Below are 20,026 nucleotides of genomic sequence, written 5' to 3'. Positions count from 1 at the left end.
CTAGGCGACGGGAGAGAGGAAGCGAATGCCGGGAGACAGGGCGTCATGAGCGGCGCAGCGGACGCGAGCGCCGTCAGCCTGAGAAACATCGCCGTATCCTTCGGGCTCGGCGCGTCCCGTTTCGACGCGGTGACCGAAGTCGATCTCGAGGTCGGCGCACATGAATTCGTCGCGATCGTCGGGCCGACCGGCTGCGGCAAGTCGACTTTGCTCAACGTGACCGCCGGCCTGCAGGCGCCGGCCGCCGGCACGGTCGAGGTCTTCGGGCGGCCGCTGCGGGGCCTGAACGCCGAGGCCGGCTATCTCTTCCAGCAGGAATCGCTGATGCCCTGGAAGACCGTCACCGAGAATGTCGCGATCGGCCTCGAGGTCGCGGGCGTCGCGACGGCCGAAGCCCGCCGCAGGGCCGGCGAATGGCTGGAGCGGGTCGGCCTTGCCGGATTCGGCGATCGCTATCCGCGCATGCTCTCCGGCGGCCAGCGCAAGCGCGTCGGCCTCGCCCAGGTGCTGATCCGCGATCCGAAGCTGCTCCTGATGGACGAGCCTTTCGGCCCGCTCGACGCCCAGACGCGCCTCGTCATGGGCGACCTCCTGCTCAGGCTCTGGTCCGGCGACCGCAAGGCGGTGATGTTCATCACCCATGACCTCGACGAGGCGATCGGCCTTGCCGACCGGGTCGTGATCATGTCGGCCGGGCCAAAGGCGCGCATGATCGGCAACTTCTCCGTGCCGCTGCCGCGGCCGCGCGACATTGCCGAGATCCGCCACGACGGCGACTTCATCCGCCTGCACCGCGAGATCTGGAACGCGCTGCGCGAGGAGGTGATGAAGGCCTATCGTTCCGACAGCGCGAGCACGCCATGACCAGCCGTTTCGCCCTCCTCGCCTGCCAGATCCTGGTCGCCGCCGTCGCGCTGATGCTCTGGCACCTTGCCTCCACCACCACGCTGTTCGGCAATCCGAAGACCGTCGCCTTCTTTTTCGCCGACCCGGTCGGCGTCGGCACGCGCATCGTCAAATGGTTCGCCGACGGCTCGATCTGGTTCCATCTCTGGATCACGCTGGTCGAGTCCGTGCTCGCCTTCATCTTCGGCGCCCTCGGCGGCATCGTCTTCGGCTTCTGGTTCGCCCGCCAGCCGCGGGTCGCCGCCGTGTTCGACCCTTACGTGAAGGCCGCCAACGCCCTGCCGCGCGTCGTGCTGGCGCCGATCTTCGCGCTCTGGTTCGGGCTCGGCATCTGGTCCAAGGTGGCGCTCGGCTTCACCCTGGTGTTCTTCATCGTCTTCTTCAACGTCTATCAGGGCGTGAAGGAGGTCAGCCAGCCGGTTCTGGCCAATGCCCGCATGCTCGGCATGAACGAGCGTCAGCTGCTGCGCCACGTCTATTGGCCCTCGGCCATGTCCTGGGTGTTCTCCAGCCTGCACACCTCGGTGGGCTTTGCCGTCGTCGGCGCGGTGGTCGGCGAATATCTCGGCTCGGCCGCCGGCCTCGGCTACCTGATCCAGCAGGCCGAAGGCGTCTTCGACGTGACCGGCGTCTTTGCCGGCATGTTCGTGCTGATGGCCTTCGTGCTTTCGGTCGATTTCGTCATGACCCGGGTCGAGCAGCGGCTGCTCGCCTGGCGCGGCACCTGAGCGCCGCACCCATCGCCGCAACCGACAAAAACGCGGAGGAACGCCATGAAACGCAGGACATTCGTGATCGGCGCGGCCGGTCTGCCCCTCGCCGCCCCGTTCATCGCATCAGGCCCGGCGACGGCCCAGGGCCCGGCGCCGGAAAAGCCGAACCTCACCCTCGGGGTCGGCGGCAAGCCGCTGCTCTACTACCTGCCGCTGACCATCGCCGAGCAGAAGGGCTATTTCCGCGAGGAAGGGCTCAACGTCACCATCAACGACTTCGCCGGCGGCTCGAAATCGCTGCAGGCCCTGGTCGGCGGCTCGGTCGACGTCGTCACCGGCGCCTACGAACACACGATCCGCATGCAGCACAAGGGCCAGGACATCGTCGCGGTCTGCGACCTCGGCCGCTATCCCGGCATCGTCATCGCGGTACGCAAGAGCCTTGCCGGCACGATCAAGTCGATCGCCGATCTGAAGGGCCGCCGGATCGGCGTCACCGCGCCGGGCTCGTCGACCGCCCTGCTGCTGCAATATGCGCTGCAGAAGAACGGCCTCGCCACCACCGACGCCGCCCAGATCGGCATCGGCGGCGGCGCGAGCGCGGTCGCCGCGATCAAGAACGGCGGCATCGACGGCCTGTCGCATCTCGACCCGGTGATCAGCCAGCTCCAGCATGACGGCGATATCGCGATCCTGCTCGACACGCGCACCGAGGCCGGCACGCGCGCCCTGTTCGGCGGCACCAATCCGGCCGCGACCGTCTATCTGCAGAAGAGCTTCGTCGACGCCAATCCGGTGACCACGCAGCGGCTGGTCAATGCCTTCCTGAAGGCGCTGAAATGGATCGCCGCGGCGACGCCGGAGGATGTCGCCAAGCTGGTGCCGGAGGAATATCTCCTCGGCAACCGCACCCTCTACATGCAGGCGTTCCAGAACTCGCGGGCCATGTATTCGCCCGACGGCATGGTGACCGAGGACGGCTATGTCTCGATGATGGCCGCCCTGCGGGCGCTCGATCCCGAGCTCGCCAATGCCCAGGTGCCCTACGAAAGGACCTTCAACCCGGCCTTCGTCAGGGCCGCCAAGGTCTGAGGGCCGGGAGCGGCTGCGGAGGTCTTCGACGGCCCGGCGCGTCGGTGCCCTGGGCCGTCGGCACGATCAGGCGGCCGGCTGGCCGGCCGCCGTCTCCGGCTTCACGAGCTCATCTTGGCGACGAGCGCGTCCGACAGCTCGAAATTGGCATAGACGTTCTGGACATCGTCGTTCTCGTCGAGCGTATCGATCAGCCGCAGCAGCTTCTCGCCGGTCTCGTCGTCGACCGCCACCGAGTTCTGCGGCCGCCAGGTCAGCGCCGACTTGCGCGGCTCGCCGAAGCGGGCTTCCAGCGCCTTCGTGACCTCGACCAGCCCTTCCACCGTCGTCGTGACCTCGTGGCCGGCTTCGCTTGAGACGACATCGTCCGCGCCGGCCTCGATCGCCGCCTCCAGCATGTCGTCGGCCGAAGCCTTGGCGGCGTCGAACTCGATCACGCCGACGCGGTCGAACATAAACGACACGGCGCCGGTTTCGGCGAGGTTGCCGCCGCTCTTGGTGAAGTAGGAGCGCACTTCCGAGGCGGTGCGGTTGCGGTTGTCGGTCAGTGCCTCGACGATGACCGCGACGCCTCCCGGGCCGTAACCCTCGTAGCGGATCTCGTCATAGTTCTCGCTGTCGCCGCCGGACGCCTTCTTGATCGCCCGCTCGATATTGTCCTTGGGCATGTTTTCCGCGCGCGCCGCGAGGATCGCCAGGCGCAGGCGCGGGTTCATGTTGGGATCGGGCATGCCCATCTTGGCCGCCACGGTGATCTCGCGCGCCAGCTTGCCGAAAAGCTTCGAGCGGGCCGCGTCCTGGCGGCCCTTGCGATGCATGATGTTCTTGAACTGGGAATGCCCGGCCATCGTACCCTCTCGACCCGCCGTCTCCAAAACGGACGTGCACCGGCCCTCGGCGCCAGAGGCACCGATCGGGCCGGTGATGATTTCGCGGGTCTTATAGGCGCGGATTCAGTCGAAATCCAGACGCCGGCTCACCGTTTCATGCCGAAAGCGGCGGCCAGCCGGTCGATCTGGCCGGCCACCATGTTGCGCTGGCTGTCGGCGGCCGGCTCCATGCCGGCATACAGCAGCCGGTCCATGTGCATGACGCGTTCCTGCAGGCGCATGGCCTTGCCGATCAGATCGCGCAGCGCTTCCGGCAGGTCGGCAAGGGTCGCCTCCGAGGTGGTCGTACCGACCGAGGCAAGGCGCACCTTCGACTTTTCCTGAGCCGCCTGTTCCTGGGTCAGTTCGCCCTCGTTGACCGCGCGCTGCAGCAGCAGCCAGGACGCGAGCTGCATCAGGCGCGTGGTGAGCCGCATGCTTTCGGTGGCATAGGCGAGCGCCGCGCCGCGGCTCAGGGCCTTGCTCTCCTGGCGGCCCGAGCCGTCGAGATAGCTCGCCGTCTCCTCGACGAGGCCCATGCCGTCGCGGAACAGGTCCTTGAAAGCGGGCGAGTTCGCCAGTCGCGCGGCAAAGGCTACGGTCGGCTCGGTTCCGGATACGAACTCGTTCGACATGACGCATCAACTCCCAAAGGCTCGTCCTTTGCCGTCGCTCGCCCGTTCCGCCCCAGTTCGGTACGGGGCTTGGGTGAGCGCGGCGCTTGCGGAAGAGATGAGCAAGCGCGATGCCAGGGGCCTTGTCCCGCCTTGGGACGACTCTCATCAGACCGTGCAACAGGATCGGCTGCAAAAAAAGGCCGCCCGAAGGCGGCCTCAAAGTAATTAACAGGGAGGCGTCAAACAGAGTGGACAGGAGCCACTCGCGTCCAGCGAACTGAACGTTTCCAGTGATAAAGTGGAAAGGTTAACTTACCGTTAACCTGCGTCGTTGCAGTCGACGATTCGCCTGGATCATGGGTCTGCGGGCGGCCGCGGGGTCAGAATTTGAAGACGTTTTCGGCCGCGCTGCGGCTCGACGTCTTTGCCGCAACGGCAGCCTCCAGCCGCTTGATTTCCGCCTTCAGCACATCGATGCGTTCGGCCAGTTCATGCAGGGACAGGCTGCCGAGGTCCGAGCCGATCTCGTGAACCGGCGGTTTGGGCCGCGGCCTCAGGTCTTCGTCCATCACAAGCCTCCCACTCGCGGCCCCCGGGGCGCCTGGTAGCCCGAGCCCGAAATCCGGGCTAGAGGCTATCACGATCGCTTCCTTCATCGAAATGGACAAGGTTCATGACTGGCTCGACCGCTGCGCTTCCCGCGACCATGACCGCCATCGCGATTCCGGTTCCCGGCGGCCCCGACGCCCTGGTACCGGAGACCCGGCCGGTGCCGGCGCCCGGCCCGGGCGAGATCCTCGTCAAGGTGGCCGCCGCCGGCGTCAACCGGCCCGACGTCCTGCAGCGCGCCGGCGGCTATCCCCCGCCCAAGGGCGCCTCCGACATTCCCGGCCTCGAAATCGCGGGCGAAGTCGCCGCTCTCGGCGCCGGCGCCAGCCGCTTCAAGCTCGGCGACAAGGTCTGCGGCCTGATCGCCGGCGGCGGCTATGCCGAATATTGCGTGGTCCACGAAACCAACGCCCTGCCGGTGCCCGACGGTCTTGGCCTCGTCGAAGCCGCCGGCATTCCCGAGACCTTCTTCACCGTCTGGTCGAACGTCTTCGACCGCGGCGGGCTGAAGCCCGGCGAAACCATCCTGATCCACGGCGGCACGTCGGGCATCGGCGTCACCGCCATCCAGCTCGCCAAGGCCTTCGGCGCGACCGTCATCACCACCGCCGGGTCGGACGACAAATGCGCCGCCGCCAAGGCGCTCGGCGCCGACCACGCGATCAACTACCGCAGCCAGGACTTCGTCCAGGCGGTCGCCGAGATCACGGCCAGGAAGGGCGTCGACCTGATCCTCGACATGGTCGGCGGCGACTATGTCCAGCGCAATCTTTCCGCCGTCGCGGCCGACGGCCGGATCGTGCAGATCGCCTTCCTGCACGGTTCGGAGGTCAAGGTGGACCTGCGCTGGCTGATGCTGAAGCGCGTCACCTTCACCGGCTCCACCCTGCGCGTGCGCGACACCGCCTTCAAGGCGGCGCTCGCCGATGCGCTCAAGGCCAAGGTCTGGCCGCTCATCGCCTCCGGCAAGGTCAAGGTGGTGATGGATTCCACCTATCCGCTCATCGAGGCCTCCAAGGCCCATGCGCGCATGGAGACCAATGCCCATATCGGCAAGATCGTCCTGACGGTCTGATCTGCCGACGGAGCCCCCTGCCACGGCCGGACCTTTCCGGCTAGAACTGCGGCCGAACGGCATGGGAGAGCTGAGCATGGGCATTCTCGACGGCAAGGTCGCAGTGATCACGGGCGCCGGGCGCGGCATCGGCCGCGCCATCGCCGAACGGTTCGTCGCCGAGGGCGCCCGCGTGGTGATCGCCGATGTCAGGGCCGATATCGGCGAGGCCACCGCCGCCGACCTCGGCGGACCGGGCCGCGCAGCCTTCATCGCCTGCGACGTCGGCGACAAGGGATCGGTCGACGCCATGGTGGCCGCGGCCTGCGAGGCCTTCGGCGGCGACATCGACATTCTCGTCAACAATGCCGGCATTTCCCACAATGACGACTTCCTCGATCTTTCCGAGGCGGATTTCGACCGGGTCATCAGGGTCAACCTGAAGGGCTCCTTCCTGGTCGGCCAGGCGGTCGCCCGGCGCATGGTCGAGCAGGTCAGGGCCGGCAAGCCGCCGGGCGCCATCGTCAATATGAGCTCGGTCAACGCCGTGCTCGGCATTCTCAACCAGACGCCCTATTGCGTGTCGAAGGGCGGCGTGCGCCAGCTCACCAATGTGATGGCCCTGTCGCTCGCCGAGCACGGCATCCGCGTCAATGCCATCGGTCCCGGCTCGATCGCCACCGACATGCTCAGGAGCGTCAACAGCGACGCCGCAGCGCGCCATCGCCTGCTGTCGCGCACCCCGCTCGGCCGTATCGGCGAGCCCGACGAGATCGCCAGGATCGCGTTGTTCCTCGCCTCCGACGGAGCGAGCTACGTCACCGGCCAGACCATCTATGCCGATGGCGGCCGGATCGGCCTCAACTACACCGTTCCGGTGAAGGATTGAGCGGCGAGCTGCCGGCCGCGCTCAGGGCGGGTCTCGAAGGGCTGGCCGGACGCCATCCCGGGCGCACGCTGGGCGAGGCCAGCGCGCGGCTGACCGCCCACTACCGGGCCGGCCGCGGCACGCGCCTCGACCGGCCGGTCGATGTCGCCGCCTATGCCATTGCCCGCATGCCCGCGACCTATGCGGCGTTTCGCGCCGTGCTCGCCGAAGTCGCGGCGCGCAGCGCCGTCGCGCCGAAGGCGCTTCTCGACATGGGCTGCGGCCCCGGCACCGCCAGCTGGGCGGCGCTCGAGGTCTTTCCCGATATCGGCAGCGCCACGCTCGTCGACATCCATGCCGGCATGATCGGCATCGGCCGGGAGCTCGCCGCCGCCGGCGCGCCGGCGCTCGCCCGCGCGGCCTGGCTGAAGGCGCCGATGGCGCGCCATCTCGATGGCGCCATGCCGGCCGATCTCGTCCTGTCGGGTTATGCCCTGAACGAAATCCCGCATGGCGAGGTCGCGGCCGTCGCCCGCGCGCTCTACGCCGCCACGACCGGCCTCGTCGTCATCGTCGAGCCGGGAACGCCCCAGGGTTTCGCCGTGATCGCCGCGGCGCGGGCCGCGCTCGCCGCCGCCGGCGCGCGGATCGTGGCACCCTGCCCTCACGATGCCGCCTGCCCGCTCGAAGCGCCCGACTGGTGTCATTTCTCCGCGCGCCTGCCGCGGCTCAGGGCGCACAAGGCGGCCAAGGGCGCGGACGTCCCGTTCGAGGACGAGCGCTATTCCTACGTCGCCGCCGCCCGGCCCGGCATCGCCCTGCGGCCGGCCGCGGCGCGCATCCTGCGGCCGCCGCGCGCCAGCAAGGCCGCCACCACGTTCCGGCTCTGCGCACCGGCCGGCCTGGTCGAGGAGACGGTGCCCGAGCGCGACCGCGACCGGGCGAGAAGCGTGCGCAAGCTCGGCTGGGGCGACGCTTTCCCGGCGGACCCGCACGGCACCTCTGCGCCCAGGCCGGATTGACCGTTTGCCGGGGTCTCGTGATGGTCGCCGCCATCAGGAGATCGGTCGATGTTCGTCTTGCCCTGGCTCTGGGCCGTATTCACCGTGGTCGCGGCAGCCGCCCAGACCGCGCGCAACGCCATGCAGCGCAGCCTCACCGGCACGCTCGGCACGATCGGCGCCACCCATGTGCGCTTTCTCTACGGCCTGCCCTTCGCGCTGATCTTCCTCTGTCTCGTCAAGCTCGCCCTGCCGGGCGCGGGCTTCACGATGCGTCCGGTCTTCTTCGCCTGGACGCTGGTCGGCGCCGTCGCCCAGATCGCCGCCACGGCGCTCATGCTCGCGGCGATGCAGGAGCGCTCCTTCGTGGTGACGACCGCCTACACCAAGCTCGAACCCGTACTGGTCGCGCTGTTCGGCGTCGTCATTCTCGGCGACCATCTGAGCCTCTGGGCCTGGCTCGCCATCTGCATCGCGACATCCGGCATCCTGGCCATGTCCTGGCGGCCCGGCACTGCCATGTCGGTCCGGCCCGCCCTGCTCGGCATCGCCTCGGCCGCGCTGTTCGGCGTTTCCGCAGTGGGCTTTCGCGGCGCCATCCGCGCGCTCGAGGCCGACAGCTTCGTCCTCGGCGCGACCACGACCCTGGTCGCGGGGCTCGCCGTCCAGACCGTTCTGCTCTCCGGCTATCTCGCCCTGTTCGACCGGCCGGGCCTGCTCGCCATTCTCAGAAGCTGGCGGCAGTCGGTCTTTGCCGGCTTCCTCGGCTCCTTCGCCTCGCAGTTCTGGTTCCTGGCCTTCGCCCTGGAGACGGTCGCCAAGGTCCGCACCCTGGCGCTGATCGAGGTGATCTTCGCCGGCATCGTCTCGGGCGCCATCATCAAGCAGGCGACCAGCCCGCGCGACGGCCTCGGCATCGCCCTGATCGTCGCCGGCGTGGCGCTCCTGCTGACGATGGGCTGAGCCCGGTCACACGCTGCGCGGGCTGAGACGGGTGACGTGGCCCATCTTGCGGCCGTCGCGCTGGTCGCGCTTGCCATAAAGATGCAGCACGGCACCGGGCTCGGCGGCGATCGCCCGCCAGGCCTCGACATCGGCGCCGATGAGGTTTTCCATCACCACGTCCGAATGGCGCTCGGTCGCGCCGAGCGGCAGGCCGGCCACCGCCCGCATGTGGTTCTCGAACTGCGAGCAATGGCAGGCCGCTTCCGTCCAGTGCCCGGAATTGTGCACGCGCGGCGCCATTTCGTTGACCACCAGACCGCCGTCGGCGGTGACGAACAGCTCCACCGCGAGCACGCCGACATAGTCGAGCTTCTCGGCGAGGACCTCGCCCATGCGCGCCGCCTCGGCCGCCTGGGCCGGATCAATCCGGGCCGGCACGGTGGAGGTCCTGAGGATGCCGCCCTGGTGGACGTTCTCCACCGGGTCGTAGTGGCGGATCTCGCCGTCGGCGCCGCGCACCACGATCACCGAGATCTCGCGCGTGAACGGCACGAAGGCCTCGAGGATCGCCGGCTGCCGGCCGATCGAGGAGAAGGCCGCGGCCGCATCGTCGCCGGCGCGGATCACCGCCTGGCCCTTGCCGTCATAGCCGAAGCGCCGGGTCTTCAGCACCGCCGGGCGGCCGAGCCGCGCCAGCGCCCTTTCGAGCCCGGCCTCGTCGTCGACCGCTTCGAAGTCCGGCACGGCGAGGCCGCAATCGCGCGCGAAGGTCTTCTCCACCACGCGGTCCTGCGACACGGTGAGCGCGCGCGGGCCGGGCCGGACGGTCAGACGGCTCGCCAGGAACCGGGCCGCCTTGTCCGGCACGTTCTCGAATTCATAGGTGACGATGTCGACATCTTCGGCGAGGCGGGCGAGCGCCACCTCGTCGGAATAGTCGGCCTCGGTGATGCGGCGCACCACGTCGAAGGCCGGGCTTTCGGGCTCCGGCGCCAGCACCTGGCAGCGCAGGCCGAGCCTTGCGCCGGCGAGAGCCAGCATGCGGCCGAGCTGGCCGCCGCCGAGAATGCCGATGATCTGGTCGGGGCCGGCCGACCGCTCAGTTGTCGTCACGAGGCCGCTCCGCAATGCTGGCGGTCTGCCGTGCGCGATAGGCTTCGAGCCGCTCGGACAGCGCCTCGTCCGACAGGGCGAGGCAGGCGGCGGCGAGCAGGGCCGCATTGATCGCGCCGGCCTTGCCGATGGCGAGCGTGCCGACCGGAATGCCGCCGGGCATCTGGACGATGGAATGCAGGCTGTCGACGCCGGACAGCGCCTTGCTCTCCACCGGCACACCGAACACCGGCAGGGTCGTCAGTGCGGCGGCCATTCCCGGCAGATGGGCGGCGCCGCCGGCGCCGGCAATGATGATCTTGTAGCCCTTGGCCTTCGCCCCCTTGGCGAAGCTGTAGAGCCGGTCGGGCGTGCGATGCGCCGAAACGATCAGGGGATCATGGGCGATGCCGAGCCCATCGAGGGTCTCGGCGGCGTGTTTCATGGTCGTCCAATCGGACTGGGACCCCATGATGATGGCGACGGGCGGCACCCCGTTCGCGGCATTGGCCGGCATGAAACTGCTCCCCAGCGGCCTCTAGGGCCTTGCGAAAGAAGCTCTGAAGCATAGTAAGGCCGGCGCCGGGGGACAAGGCCGCGGCCCGACCGGACCGTTCCGACCTTAGGCTAACCCCCAAAAAAGCCATTTCAGGCAATGATGTCGGGGGTCAGCATGTCCTCGAGATAGGAAATCCGGTCACGCAACGCCAGCTTGCGCTTCTTCAGCCGCTGCAACTGCAAGCGGTCGGCGACGACGAGGGCTGCCAGCGCCTCGATGGCGGCGTCGAGATCGCGATGCTCCTGCCTGAGCCGCTCCAGCTCCCGCGTGATCTCGCGCTCTTCCTCGTCGCTCAATGGCATAACCACACCGGTCCTGGGGAATCGGGACGCCCACGGGGGCGCCGACCGCGGACTATCGCGCCCGCCGCTGCCGAGAGCAAGGCACGGCCCCGGCCGTAACATTCCGTGATTTTACTTTGCCGGGGAACGGGCCGAGCATTGACCTGTCCGACGCGTTGCGGACGTCCGTCCGCGATGGTGTCGGCCCGCCCCATTCTCAAAGGGAGATATGGATGAGCTTGCAGTCGCACCTGTCGGAATTGGAACGGCGCCACGAGGCGCTCGATCGGGAACTCGCCGAGAGCCTGGCCAGTCTGTCCTCGCCGGACGAGCGAATCGCCGATATCAAACGACGCAAGTTGCAGTTGAAGGATGAGATTGCCCGCCTGAAGGCCAATGGCGCGCGGAGCGTGCACTGAAGGAGACGCCACCGGATCACGGCCGCGCACGGCGCGGACGAGCCGAGGAACGGACCGCCGGCAGCCCTTACGGGCGCCGGCGGTTTGGTTTTTGAGCCGTTAGCCGCGTTCCGGCCACATGCGGCGGAAGACGCCGTCGCGCTTGACGACGAGATGCATCAGCGCCGCGCCGACATGGCCCATCACCAGGAAGCTCATCAGTGCGGCCGCGCTGAAATGGACGAGATAGACCGGCTGCGAGCTCTCCAGCGTGCCGGAGATCGGCAGGGTCAACGGGACGGTCCAGAGCAGGTTGACCGGCGGACAGCACATCGACGTGGCGATCCAGCCCGACAACGGCACGATGAAGATCAGGAGATAGAGCAGGTGATGCAGCGTGGTCGATGCCACGCGCTCGAACGGGGTCAGCGTCGCGACGGGCGCCGGCGCGCCCTTGAGGAGGCGCAGCAGAACACGGACCACGGCCAGCATGAAGATGATCAGCCCGCCCGACTTGTGCAGCTCGTAGAGCCGCCCCTTCAGCTCGGGATTGGCGCCCGGCGCCGGCTCCCAGGGGATGCTGGTCATGAACAGGCCGAGCGGCACCATGCAGATGATCAGCACCGCCATCACCCAGTGCACGGCCCGCTGAGGCGCCGAATAGACCTGCACGCCGACCACGGCCTCACGCTGCGACATGCGCCTCGTCCTCCGCGGTTGCCGCGAGCCTCAGATCGCAGTCGAACAGCACGTCGCCGTCGGGCAGCTGGTGCACCCGCGTCACCGGCCGCAGGGCGTCGTCGACCACCGCAATCGGCGGCAGCTCGATGCCGGAGACGCCGGACCCGATGATCACCGGCGCCACCAGCACATGCAGGCGGTCGATCGCGCGGTGCTGCAGGAACAGCGAAATGGTGCGGGCGCCGCCCTCCACCAGGATGCGGCGCAGGCCGGCGGCATGCAGCGCCGCGACGATTCCGTGCGGCGACAGGGCCGAGCAGTCCAGCCGGTCCACCAGGATCTGCTCGATGCCGGCAGGCATCGGGCGCGGCTCCGCGCCGAGCACGATGCGGCGGACGCCGTCGTCGGCAAGGCAGCGCGCCGATGCCGGCAACCGGCCGCCGGCATCGATGACCACCCGGGCCGGGCTCCGGCCGGGCACCCGGCGCACCGTCAGCAGGGGGTCGTCGGCGACGACCGTGCCGACGCCCACCACCACAGCGTCGACATGGGCACGCAGGCGGTGCAGATGGTCCAGCGCGGCCGACCGGTTGATATATTTGGAATGGCCCGAGAGGGTTGCGATCCGGCCGTCCAGCGACTGGCCGAGCTGCGCAACGACGAATGGCCGGCCGCCCGCGCAGTCCCCAAAACCCCGGAATGGCCCTTCCATGTCGCCTGTCGACCTCCGTTCGGCCCCCACATCATCAATTCCTGCGGGCACGGAAGGGTTCATCGCGCTAACGTTATTCGACAAGGGAGCCTCCCGCGGCGGGGCGACGGTGCCGATCATGCTTGATTGGCATGCCGAAACTCCTACATGAAGTCAAAGACATCCGGGTGCATCATGCGCTCCGGCACGCCAAGCGGGGCCTGAAGGCAGTTCTATGACGGATGGTATTGGGATTCTAGGCTCTCGCATCGACCTGGATCAGACCCGTGTCGAGCGTGCCATGGCGGAATTCCGGGCGGCGCGCCCGGTTCTCGTCATTGGCGAGGACGGGGCCGCGCTGGTCTGCGGCGTCGAAGGCCTGGAGGCACCGCTTGCAGAGGCGCTGGCGCGCCTTGCCAGCGGCACGCCGCGCCTGGTGCTGCCCGCCGCCAGGCTGCGCCGCCTCGGCCTCGACCGCACCCTGCCCGGCCGGGTGGCGCTGCCAACCATCGACCTGAAGCGGATCGAACAGCTCGCCCTGGTCATCGACGCCAAGGCCGATGCGCCCGTGGCGCCGGCCGATACGCTCGACGAGACTGCGCTCGAGCTGGCCCGCCTCGCGCTCACCGTGCCGGTGGTGGTGGTGGTCCCGGTGGATGCGGCCCGCCTTGCCGAAAGCGCCGTCGAGCGCGTCGGCATCGCGGCGGTGAAGAACTTCCGCCAGAACGAGGTCCGGCGCCTCAGGATCGTCGGCCGCGCGCCGGTGCCGCTGGAAGGAGCGCCGGAAACCGAATTCGTGGTGTTCCGCGGCGGCGAAGGCCTGCGCGACCAGGTGGCCATCGTGGTCGGCAAGCCCGACCTGTCCCGGCCGGTGCCGGTGCGCCTGCATTCGGCCTGCCTCACCGGCGACCTCTTCGGCTCGCTGAAATGCGACTGCGGCGACCAGTTGCGCGGCACCGTCGAATGGATGGCCAGGAACGATGGCGGCGTGCTGCTCTATCTCGATCAGGAAGGCCGCGGCAACGGCATCGCCAACAAGATGCGCGCCTACAGGCTGCAGTCGCTCGGCTTCGACACCTATGACGCCGACGAGGTTCTGGGCTTCGATCTCGACCAGCGGCACTTCGATTTCGCGGCGGAAATGCTCAAGCAGCTTGGCATTGCCGAGGTCGACATCATGACCAACAACCCGGTCAAGGTGGAGGCGCTGCGCGAATCCGGCCTCAAGGTCGTGTCCGAACGGCGCGTCATCGGCCGGCCCACCGACGAAAACGTCCGCTATCTCGCGTCCAAGCGCGACCGCGCCGGCCATATCATCGATACCGACGCCCTGTTCGCCCGGTTGAAGGCGGGCGAGTAGGGCTTGGCCGCCTTATCCGACCGCGGTCGCGCCTCCGCCGGACCGGCAGCTGCGCCGGAGCGGGCTCCTTTCAATCTCCTCCTGGTCCTGGTCCTGTTCGCGCTCGCCTGGAGCGTCCTCGCGGCGCCTTGGCTCAGCGGCGCCGTCACCATTCCCTGGGACGCCAAAGCCCATTGGTACCCCCATCTCGGCTTCGCCGCGCGGGCGCTGCATGGCGGCGACGGCGCCTTCTGGACCCCGAGCATCTTCGCCGGCTCGCCGGAAATCGCCGATCCGCAATCGGTCCTGTTCTCGCTGCCGCTCCTTGCGGTCGCCGCTGTCGACCGGGCGCCTTCGCTCGCCGCCATGGATCGCGCGGTCTTTGCCATGCTGTTCGCCGGCGGCCTTGCGGTGATCCTGATCTTCCGCGACCGCGGCTGGCACTGGGGCGGCGCGCTCGTGGCGGCGATCGCCTTTGCCTTTGGCGCCGCCGCCAGCTGGCGCATCCAGCACGTCAACCAGGTCTTTTCGCTCTGCTGGTGGATGGTCGCGGCCTTCCTGCTTGCCCGTGCCCTTGACCGCGGCTCGTGGCTCTATGGGCTATTGGCCGGGCTTGCCGCCGGCCTGATGGTGGCCGGGCGCGACCAGGTTGCCTTCATTCTCGTCTACCTGCTCGCCGGCCAGGTTCTGGCCTTCTGGCTCACCGGCACCGGCCGCGCCAGCCGCTTCCGGCGGAGCCTGCCGCCGCTTGCCGCGGGCGCTGCGGCCGGCCTTGCCGTCATCATCGTGCCGGTGACGCTCTCGGCGCTGTGGGCCGAGCAGTCGAACCGCCTCGCCATCGACCTGGAGGGCGCCGGGCGGGGCTCGCTGCACCCGGCCCTGTTCGCCAGCCTCGCGCTCGGCAATCTCTACGGGGCGGCCGGACCGCTCGCCGAATATTGGGGGCCGCCGACGCCGGCCTGGGGCGATACCGGCCTGTTCCTCGCCCGCAACATGGGCGTTCTCTATGCCGGCGCCCTGCCCTTCCTGCTGGTGCTGACGCTCTGCGCCGGCCGCGCCGCCTGGGCCGCCGAGATCCGCTACGTGACGCTTGCGCTCGCCGCCACGATCGTCTTCGCCCTCGGCTGGTACACGCCGGCCCTCGGCGCGCTCTGGCACCTGCCAGGCGTCAGCCTGTTCCGCCGTCCGGCCGATGCCGCCTTCGTCATCGGCGGACTCTATGCCGTGCTGGCCGGTTATGCCGCGCACCGCCTTCTCATCCGGCAGCTGACGGTCAACCGGACCCTGCTGGGGGCCGTCATCGTCCTCGTCCTTGCCGGTGGTGCGGCGCTCATCCTGACCAAGGGCGCGCCGGCGAGCGCCTGGACCTACCTCGCCATCGCGGCGGCTTCGCTCGGCCTGTCGCTCGCCGTTCTCGCCGCCGCGCCGAGGCTCGCGCCGGGCGTTCTCGCCGCCGTCCTCGCGGGCGTCCTGGTCATCGATCTCAGGGTCACCAACGGCCCGAGCGAGTCCACCGCATTGCCGCCCGCGACCTATGACGTGCTGGACCCGGCGACGACCAACCCGACGGTCGCGCTGATCAAGGGGCGCCAGGTGCGCGACGAGACGCGGCGCGACCGCGTCGAGCTGATCGGCCTCGGCTATTTCTGGCAGAACGCCGCCATGGTCCATGGTTTCGAGGATACGCTCGGCTTCAACCCGGTGCGCTCCGCCGCCTATGCGGGTCTCGTGGGTGCCGAGGACATTGCCGCGCTGCCGAGCCAGCGCCGCTTCCCTCCATCCTTCCCCTCCTATCGCTCGCCGCTCGCCGACATTCTCGGCCTGCGCTTCATCGTGACGGGCGTGCCGATCAACGAGGTCGACAAGACACTGCCGCCCGACGCCTTCCCGCTGATCGCGCGCACCGGCGAGGCCTATATCTACGAGAATCCGCGTGCCATGCCCCGGGTGTGGCTGGCGCCGGCCGCGGCGCCAACGCCCGAACGCCTGGCCGAGACCGGCTTTCCCGCTGGTCTCGACCCGCGCGACACGGTGCTGGTCGAGGGCCCTGTGCCACCGCGCCGCGCGGCCGGCGGCACCGCGCGCATCCGCGTCTATGGCGACACCGAAGTGGTGGTGGAGACCGACAGCGCCGAGGGCGGCATGCTGGTGCTCGCCGATGCCTGGCACCCCTGGTGGGTGGCGCGCATCGAGGGCCGCGAGATCGCGATCCAGCGCGCTTTCGGCCTGGTGCGGGCGGTGGCTGTGCCGCCCGGCAAGGTCACCGTGCGCTTCACCTTCGAGCCCTTCGCCGGCGCCCTGCGCCAGCTTGCGGGCCGGTCCTGATCAGGCGGCCCTGAACGGCTTCACTGCGATGCCCGCAGCCTCGAGCCGCTGGCGCACCGTCCGCGCCATGGCCACCGCCGCTGGATTGTCGCCATGGACGCAGATCGTATCGATGACGACCTTCAGCACCTTGCCGGTGACGGTGACGACCTCCTGGTCCTCGACCATGCGCAGGACCCGCTCGGCGGCGAGCGCCGCGTCGTGGATGACGGCCCCGTCCTTCTTCCGGCTGGTCAGGTTGCCGTTGTCGTCATAGGTGCGGTCGGCGAAGACCTCACGCGCCATGGCAAGGCCGAGCCGCTCGGCGACCCGCTCCGTCGGCAGGCCCGGCATCACGACATAGACGAGACTGGCGTCGACGCCCTTGATCGCCCGGCCGATGGCGAGCGCGATGTCCTCGTCGTCGTTGCTCATGTTGCCGAGCGCGCCATGCGCCTTGACATGGGTGACCTTGTGGCCGGCCATCGCGGCCAGCGCCTGCATCGCGCCGATCTGATAGGCCACCTGCTTCTCCAGCTCCGCCATGCTGTCGCCGCGGATCACCCGGCGGCCGAAACCCCAGAGATCGCCGAAGCCGGGATGGGCGCCGATCGAGACGCCCTTGGCCTTCGCGATCTCGGCGGTGCGATGCATGATGATCGGATCACCCGCATGCCAGCCGCAGGCGACATTGGCCGAGGTGACGATGTCGAGCATGGCCGCATCATCACCCATCTGCCAGGGGCCGAAGCCTTCGCCCATATCCGAATTGAGATCGACTGAAGCCATCGCCTTGCCTCCTGCACATCCTGTCGCGACATCTGCGGGGCACGCGACTCAGCCGGCGACCCGCGTTTCCTCCGCCTCGCCCCTGCGCGCATCGACCCAGCCGTCGATGAGGTTGAGCGACAGGAGCCGCTCGGCATCGAGGCCGCCGCCGGCCGCCTTCAACCCCTCGGCGACCGCCGCGAGCATCGCCGCCTGCTCGCGCGCGGCGGCAATCGCCTCGGCGCGGCTGACGACGGTGAAGCGCACCTCGCTGCCCGGCCGCTGCTGGACGAAGCGCGGCAGGTCGGCGGAAATGATCGTGGCGATCTTGGGATAGCCGCCCGTCGTCTGGCGATCGGCGAGCAGCACGATCGGCTCGCCCGAGCCCGGCACCTGGATCGAGCCGGTGACGATGCCGTCGGAGACGATGTTGTAGCCCCGCGCATGCTCGACCTTGGGGCCGGTCAGCCGGTAGCCCATGCGATCCGCCTGGGCCGACACGGCATAGGCCTGTTCGGTCAGCGTGCGGATGCCGGCGTCCGTGAAATAATCGTCCTGCGGCCCGAGTACGATGCGATAGGCGCCGGCCGCGACGTTCGGCGCCCGGCTCACCGTCAGTTCCGGTCCTGCGGGCGTGCCGGCGACGGCAAGCTTCTGCCCCGGCTTGACCGGCTGGCGATCGACGCCGCCGAGCCCGGCGCGCAAGTGGAAGGACTGGCTGCCGAGATCCGCTTTCAAGGTGAAACCACCCGAGACCGCCAGGACCATGAACACGCCGGCGCGCGCCGGACCGACGCTGATCACCTGGCCAGCGCGCGCGGTGGCGCTGGTCAGGACCGGCACGGCCTCGCCGTCGATCCTGAGATCAGCGAGCGCGCCGGCAAGCGCCACCCGCACATCGCCGTCCTCGACCAGGAAGGAGCCGCCGAACAGCGCGAATTCGATGGCGCCCGTGCCCGGGGCATTGCCGACCAGCAGGTTGGCGACGGCGAGCGCGATCCTGTCCATGGCGCCCGCCGGGCCGACCCCATAGCGCTGATAACCGAACCTGCCGGCATCCTGAATGGTGGTGCCGGCACCGCAGTCGCGGACGACGAGCCGGGTCATGGCGCGACCTCCTCGGCGACCGGCTCGCCGGCCGCCGCCGCCCGGTCGAGCGCATCCCAGCGCGCCGCCTCGACGGGTTCGAACACCACCTCGTCGCCGGCGCCGATCAGGAACACCGGATCGCGGTCGGGCATGAAGGTGCGCACCGGCGTGCGGCCGAGCAGGTGCCAGCCCGATGGCGCCTCGACCGAAGCGACCAGCGCCTGGACGCCGCCGATCGAGATCGTGCCGGCCGGCGTCTTGACCCGCGGATCCTCGCGGCGCGGCAGCGCGATGCTCTGGTCCGCGCCGGAGAGGTAGCAGAAGCCCGGCAGGAAGCCGAGCATGGCAACCCGGTAGACGCGGGAGGAATGGCGGCGGATCACCTCCGCCGGCGCGAGGCCGTGGCGCGCGGCGACATCGTCGAGATCGATGCCGAACGCGCCGCCATAGACGACCGGCACCTTCCAGCGCCGGGGCCGCGCCGCGCGCGCTTCCAGACCGTCGAGCACCGCGAGCACCTGGCGCTCGAAGGCCGGCATGTCGATCGTCAGCGGATCGACCTGCACCAGCACGGAGCGATAGGTCGGCAGCGTCTCGACGATGCCGGGAATGGCGGCCGCGGCGAGCGCCTCGTCGAAGGCCAGGCACAGCGCGTTGATGTCGTCGTCGATCTCGGTGCCGAACTCCACCGTGACGGCGGTATCGCCGCAGGCCAGGAATCGCGGCTCCATGCGGGCGCCCATCGCGAACCTCTCGGGACTTCACACCAGGGGATCATCGGCGTGCCGATGATCTTAAGCCTCGTTGGCGGGCAGGCGCTAGCGCGGACCGCCCGCCTGGGTCGCCTCGACGAACATCCGCGGCAGCACCGTCACGATGTCGGGAAAGATCGTGATGATCGCGATGGCGGTGACCAGCATGAGGAAGAAGGGCAGCGAGGCATAGGCGACGAACCAGCTGTCGCGGCCGCTCATCGACTGCAGCACGAACAGGACGAAGCCGACCGGCGGCGTCACCTCCGCGATTTCGACGAGCAGTACGATGAAGATGCCGAACCAGATCGGATCGATGCCGACCTTCTGGATCATCGGCAGCACGATGGTGGTGGTCAGCACGATCATCGACACGCCGTCGAGCGCGGTGCCGAGGATGATGTACATGACGGTCAGGACGGCGATGAGCTGGAACTTGGACGGGTTGAGATAGGCGACGAATTCGGCGAGCGCCCGAGGAATGCCGGTGAAGCCCATGGCGAGCGTCAGATAGGCGGCGCCGGCCAGGATGAACATGATCATGGCCGACAGGCGCGTCGCGCCGAGCAGGCTCTCCTTGAAATGCTCCCAGGTCAGCGACTTGCCCCACCAGGCAAGGGCGAGCGAGCCGACCGCGCCGAAGGCGGCGGCCTCGGTCGCCGTCGCATAGCCGGCCACGATCACCCAGATGACCATGGCGATCAGCAGCATGCAGGGAATGAGCTCTTTGGAGGCGACGAGCTTTTCCTTGAACGTCATCGCGCCGAGGTCGTCGGCCGGCACCTTGTCCGGATTGAGCAGCGCCCAGACCACGATGTAGCCGGAGAACAGCACCATCACGAGCAGGCCGGGCAGGAAGCCGGCGAGGAAGATCTGGATGATCGAGACCTCGGCCGCCACCGCATAGACCACCATGATGATCGAGGGCGGGATGAGGATGCCGAGCGTGCCGGAACCGGCGAGCGAGCCGAGCGAGAGCGTGTCGGGATAGCCGCGCCGCTTCAGCTCCGGCACCGTCATCTTGCCGATGGTGACCGCGGTCGCCGCCGACGAGCCGGAGACCGAGCCGAAAATGCCGCAGGCCAGCACGTTGACGTGCAGGAGCCTGCCCGGCAGCCGCCGCAGCCAGGGCGCGAGGCCGATGAACATCTGGTTGGCGAGATTGGTGCGGAACAGGATCTCGCCCATCCAGACGAACAGCGGCAGCGCCGCCAGTTCCCACGAGGCGACCGACTGCCAGACCGCGGTCGCCAGATTGAGGCCCGGCGAGGAATTGGTGAAGAAGGCCATGCCGACCCAGCCGGTAATGGCCAGCGAAAAGCCGATCCACGCTCCCACCGACAGGGTGGCGAACATGACGACAAGCAGCAGCGACCCGATAGCGAGCGGTCCCATGAC

Annotated in this window: 22 protein-coding genes; 10 read left to right on the top strand and 12 right to left on the bottom strand. The window is 69.0% G+C overall.

Annotated elements, in window-relative coordinates:
- The first annotated feature begins 45 nt into the window (after positions 1-45).
- Genes OZ671_RS13285 through OZ671_RS13275 form a run of 3 tightly spaced genes read left to right on the top strand, consistent with a single transcriptional unit; the run spans position 46 to position 2,711 of the window.
- Entirely contained in the window at positions 46-864 is an 819-nt protein-coding gene (locus OZ671_RS13285; protein ID WP_268861190.1) for an ABC transporter ATP-binding protein, read from the top strand.
- Complete coding sequence (locus OZ671_RS13280; protein WP_268861189.1) at positions 861-1,634, top strand: ABC transporter permease; 774 nt, start codon at positions 861-863, stop codon at positions 1,632-1,634. Before OZ671_RS13285 ends, OZ671_RS13280 begins: the two co-directional genes overlap by 4 nt.
- A 45-nt stretch (positions 1,635-1,679) precedes the next feature.
- Positions 1,680-2,711, top strand: coding sequence for an ABC transporter substrate-binding protein (locus OZ671_RS13275; protein ID WP_268861188.1), 1,032 nt, complete (start codon positions 1,680-1,682; stop codon positions 2,709-2,711).
- A gap of 101 nt (positions 2,712-2,812) precedes the next feature.
- Here the strand turns inward: OZ671_RS13275 and OZ671_RS13270 are convergent, their stop codons facing one another.
- The 3 genes from OZ671_RS13270 to OZ671_RS13260 all read right to left on the bottom strand — a co-directional run bounded on the left by OZ671_RS13270 (position 2,813) and on the right by OZ671_RS13260 (position 4,766).
- Positions 2,813-3,559, bottom strand: coding sequence for a YebC/PmpR family DNA-binding transcriptional regulator (locus tag OZ671_RS13270; protein WP_038307560.1), 747 nt, complete (start codon positions 3,557-3,559; stop codon positions 2,813-2,815).
- A 128-nt stretch (positions 3,560-3,687) separates the two neighbouring features.
- Entirely contained in the window at positions 3,688-4,215 is a 528-nt protein-coding gene (gene rcdA, locus OZ671_RS13265) for a protease adaptor protein RcdA (RefSeq protein ID WP_268861187.1), read from the bottom strand.
- Between the two features lie 362 nt (positions 4,216-4,577).
- Positions 4,578-4,766 (bottom strand): DUF1192 domain-containing protein, encoded by a 189-nt coding sequence (locus OZ671_RS13260; protein ID WP_038307562.1) that lies wholly within the window; start codon positions 4,764-4,766, stop codon positions 4,578-4,580.
- Between the two features lie 104 nt (positions 4,767-4,870).
- Here OZ671_RS13260 and OZ671_RS13255 point away from each other — a divergent pair, with 104 nt between their 5' ends.
- The 4 genes from OZ671_RS13255 (at position 4,871) to OZ671_RS13240 (ending at position 8,692) form a co-directional block, all read left to right on the top strand.
- On the top strand, positions 4,871-5,881 hold the full coding sequence (locus tag OZ671_RS13255) for an NAD(P)H-quinone oxidoreductase (protein ID WP_268861186.1): 1,011 nt from the start codon (positions 4,871-4,873) through the stop codon (positions 5,879-5,881).
- 76 nt (positions 5,882-5,957) lie between these two features.
- Positions 5,958-6,749, top strand: a complete 792-nt coding sequence (locus OZ671_RS13250) for an SDR family NAD(P)-dependent oxidoreductase (protein WP_268861185.1) — start codon at positions 5,958-5,960, stop codon at positions 6,747-6,749.
- Positions 6,746-7,750: a small ribosomal subunit Rsm22 family protein gene (locus tag OZ671_RS13245; RefSeq protein WP_268861184.1), complete on the top strand. Its 1,005-nt coding sequence runs from the start codon at positions 6,746-6,748 to the stop codon at positions 7,748-7,750. The genes OZ671_RS13250 and OZ671_RS13245 overlap by 4 nt, the downstream gene beginning before the upstream one ends.
- 48 nt (positions 7,751-7,798) lie before the next feature.
- The gene (locus tag OZ671_RS13240; RefSeq protein WP_268861183.1) at positions 7,799-8,692 is read left to right on the top strand and encodes a DMT family transporter; all 894 of its coding nucleotides are present in this window, start codon (positions 7,799-7,801) and stop codon (positions 8,690-8,692) included.
- A 6-nt stretch (positions 8,693-8,698) separates the two neighbouring features.
- Here OZ671_RS13240 and OZ671_RS13235 read toward each other — a convergent pair whose 3' ends face one another.
- The 3 genes from OZ671_RS13235 to OZ671_RS13225 all read right to left on the bottom strand — a co-directional run bounded on the left by OZ671_RS13235 (position 8,699) and on the right by OZ671_RS13225 (position 10,627).
- Positions 8,699-9,787, bottom strand: a complete 1,089-nt coding sequence (locus OZ671_RS13235; protein WP_268861182.1) for a 5-(carboxyamino)imidazole ribonucleotide synthase — start codon at positions 9,785-9,787, stop codon at positions 8,699-8,701.
- Positions 9,774-10,283, bottom strand: coding sequence for a 5-(carboxyamino)imidazole ribonucleotide mutase (gene purE / locus OZ671_RS13230; RefSeq protein ID WP_268861181.1), 510 nt, complete (start codon positions 10,281-10,283; stop codon positions 9,774-9,776). Before purE ends, OZ671_RS13235 begins: the two co-directional genes overlap by 14 nt.
- 131 nt (positions 10,284-10,414) lie before the next feature.
- Complete coding sequence (locus tag OZ671_RS13225) at positions 10,415-10,627, bottom strand: YdcH family protein (RefSeq protein WP_103168859.1); 213 nt, start codon at positions 10,625-10,627, stop codon at positions 10,415-10,417.
- 212 nt (positions 10,628-10,839) lie between these two features.
- On the opposite strand from OZ671_RS13225, the gene OZ671_RS13220 reads away from it, so the two are divergent.
- Positions 10,840-11,025 carry a YdcH family protein gene (locus tag OZ671_RS13220; RefSeq protein ID WP_038307569.1) on the top strand — a complete coding sequence of 62 codons (186 nt, stop codon included), beginning with the start codon at positions 10,840-10,842 and terminating at the stop codon, positions 11,023-11,025.
- A gap of 99 nt (positions 11,026-11,124) precedes the next feature.
- On the opposite strand, the gene OZ671_RS13215 is transcribed toward OZ671_RS13220, so the two are convergent.
- Together OZ671_RS13215 and OZ671_RS13210 are read right to left on the bottom strand one after the other, a co-directional pair.
- Positions 11,125-11,703, bottom strand: coding sequence for a cytochrome b (locus OZ671_RS13215; protein WP_268861180.1), 579 nt, complete (start codon positions 11,701-11,703; stop codon positions 11,125-11,127).
- Positions 11,690-12,397 (bottom strand): RibD family protein, encoded by a 708-nt coding sequence (locus OZ671_RS13210; protein WP_268861179.1) that lies wholly within the window; start codon positions 12,395-12,397, stop codon positions 11,690-11,692. The genes OZ671_RS13215 and OZ671_RS13210 overlap by 14 nt, the downstream gene beginning before the upstream one ends.
- A gap of 214 nt (positions 12,398-12,611) precedes the next feature.
- On the opposite strand from OZ671_RS13210, the gene ribA reads away from it, so the two are divergent.
- Together ribA and OZ671_RS13200 are read left to right on the top strand one after the other, a co-directional pair.
- Complete coding sequence (gene ribA, locus OZ671_RS13205; RefSeq protein ID WP_268861178.1) at positions 12,612-13,736, top strand: GTP cyclohydrolase II RibA; 1,125 nt, start codon at positions 12,612-12,614, stop codon at positions 13,734-13,736.
- A gap of 3 nt (positions 13,737-13,739) precedes the next feature.
- Entirely contained in the window at positions 13,740-16,040 is a 2,301-nt protein-coding gene (locus OZ671_RS13200) for a hypothetical protein (protein WP_268861177.1), read from the top strand.
- Here the strand turns inward: OZ671_RS13200 and OZ671_RS13195 are convergent, their stop codons facing one another.
- The 4 genes from OZ671_RS13195 to OZ671_RS13180 all read right to left on the bottom strand — a co-directional run bounded on the left by OZ671_RS13195 (position 16,041) and on the right by OZ671_RS13180 (position 20,023).
- Entirely contained in the window at positions 16,041-16,808 is a 768-nt protein-coding gene (locus tag OZ671_RS13195) for a LamB/YcsF family protein (RefSeq protein WP_268861176.1), read from the bottom strand.
- Positions 16,809-16,856: 48 nt separating this feature from the next.
- The gene (locus tag OZ671_RS13190; protein WP_268861175.1) at positions 16,857-17,894 is read right to left on the bottom strand and encodes a biotin-dependent carboxyltransferase family protein; all 1,038 of its coding nucleotides are present in this window, start codon (positions 17,892-17,894) and stop codon (positions 16,857-16,859) included.
- Positions 17,891-18,607: a 5-oxoprolinase subunit PxpB gene (gene pxpB / locus OZ671_RS13185; RefSeq protein WP_268861174.1), complete on the bottom strand. Its 717-nt coding sequence runs from the start codon at positions 18,605-18,607 to the stop codon at positions 17,891-17,893. The genes OZ671_RS13190 and pxpB overlap by 4 nt, the downstream gene beginning before the upstream one ends.
- Positions 18,608-18,694: 87 nt before the next feature.
- Positions 18,695-20,023 carry a TRAP transporter large permease gene (locus OZ671_RS13180; protein WP_268861173.1) on the bottom strand — a complete coding sequence of 443 codons (1,329 nt, stop codon included), beginning with the start codon at positions 20,021-20,023 and terminating at the stop codon, positions 18,695-18,697.
- Positions 20,024-20,026: the final 3 nt, after the last annotated feature.

It is taken from the genome of Phreatobacter sp. AB_2022a (assembly GCF_026847585.1).
Classification (GTDB): domain Bacteria; phylum Pseudomonadota; class Alphaproteobacteria; order Rhizobiales; family Phreatobacteraceae; genus Phreatobacter.
This window is presented reverse-complemented; position numbering and strand designations above follow the sequence as displayed.

What these genes read in the sequence shown, in the direction of transcription:
- OZ671_RS13285 (WP_268861190.1), top strand. Translation starts at nt 46, where the DNA reads ATGAGCGGCGCAGCGGACGCGAGCGCCGTCAGCCTGAGAAACATCGCC.
- OZ671_RS13280 (WP_268861189.1), top strand. Translation starts at nt 861, where the DNA reads ATGACCAGCCGTTTCGCCCTCCTCGCCTGCCAGATCCTGGTCGCCGCC.
- OZ671_RS13275 (WP_268861188.1), top strand. Translation starts at nt 1,680, where the DNA reads ATGAAACGCAGGACATTCGTGATCGGCGCGGCCGGTCTGCCCCTCGCC.
- OZ671_RS13270 (WP_038307560.1), bottom strand. Translation starts at nt 3,559, where the DNA reads ATGGCCGGGCATTCCCAGTTCAAGAACATCATGCATCGCAAGGGCCGC.
- rcdA (WP_268861187.1), bottom strand. Translation starts at nt 4,215, where the DNA reads ATGTCGAACGAGTTCGTATCCGGAACCGAGCCGACCGTAGCCTTTGCC.
- OZ671_RS13260 (WP_038307562.1), bottom strand. Translation starts at nt 4,766, where the DNA reads ATGGACGAAGACCTGAGGCCGCGGCCCAAACCGCCGGTTCACGAGATC.
- OZ671_RS13255 (WP_268861186.1), top strand. Translation starts at nt 4,871, where the DNA reads ATGACTGGCTCGACCGCTGCGCTTCCCGCGACCATGACCGCCATCGCG.
- OZ671_RS13250 (WP_268861185.1), top strand. Translation starts at nt 5,958, where the DNA reads ATGGGCATTCTCGACGGCAAGGTCGCAGTGATCACGGGCGCCGGGCGC.
- OZ671_RS13240 (WP_268861183.1), top strand. Translation starts at nt 7,799, where the DNA reads ATGTTCGTCTTGCCCTGGCTCTGGGCCGTATTCACCGTGGTCGCGGCA.
- purE (WP_268861181.1), bottom strand. Translation starts at nt 10,283, where the DNA reads ATGCCGGCCAATGCCGCGAACGGGGTGCCGCCCGTCGCCATCATCATG.
- OZ671_RS13225 (WP_103168859.1), bottom strand. Translation starts at nt 10,627, where the DNA reads ATGCCATTGAGCGACGAGGAAGAGCGCGAGATCACGCGGGAGCTGGAG.
- OZ671_RS13220 (WP_038307569.1), top strand. Translation starts at nt 10,840, where the DNA reads ATGAGCTTGCAGTCGCACCTGTCGGAATTGGAACGGCGCCACGAGGCG.
- OZ671_RS13215 (WP_268861180.1), bottom strand. Translation starts at nt 11,703, where the DNA reads ATGTCGCAGCGTGAGGCCGTGGTCGGCGTGCAGGTCTATTCGGCGCCT.
- OZ671_RS13210 (WP_268861179.1), bottom strand. Translation starts at nt 12,397, where the DNA reads ATGGAAGGGCCATTCCGGGGTTTTGGGGACTGCGCGGGCGGCCGGCCA.
- ribA (WP_268861178.1), top strand. Translation starts at nt 12,612, where the DNA reads ATGACGGATGGTATTGGGATTCTAGGCTCTCGCATCGACCTGGATCAG.
- OZ671_RS13195 (WP_268861176.1), bottom strand. Translation starts at nt 16,808, where the DNA reads ATGGCTTCAGTCGATCTCAATTCGGATATGGGCGAAGGCTTCGGCCCC.
- OZ671_RS13190 (WP_268861175.1), bottom strand. Translation starts at nt 17,894, where the DNA reads ATGACCCGGCTCGTCGTCCGCGACTGCGGTGCCGGCACCACCATTCAG.
- pxpB (WP_268861174.1), bottom strand. Translation starts at nt 18,607, where the DNA reads ATGGAGCCGCGATTCCTGGCCTGCGGCGATACCGCCGTCACGGTGGAG.
- OZ671_RS13180 (WP_268861173.1), bottom strand. Translation starts at nt 20,023, where the DNA reads ATGGGACCGCTCGCTATCGGGTCGCTGCTGCTTGTCGTCATGTTCGCC.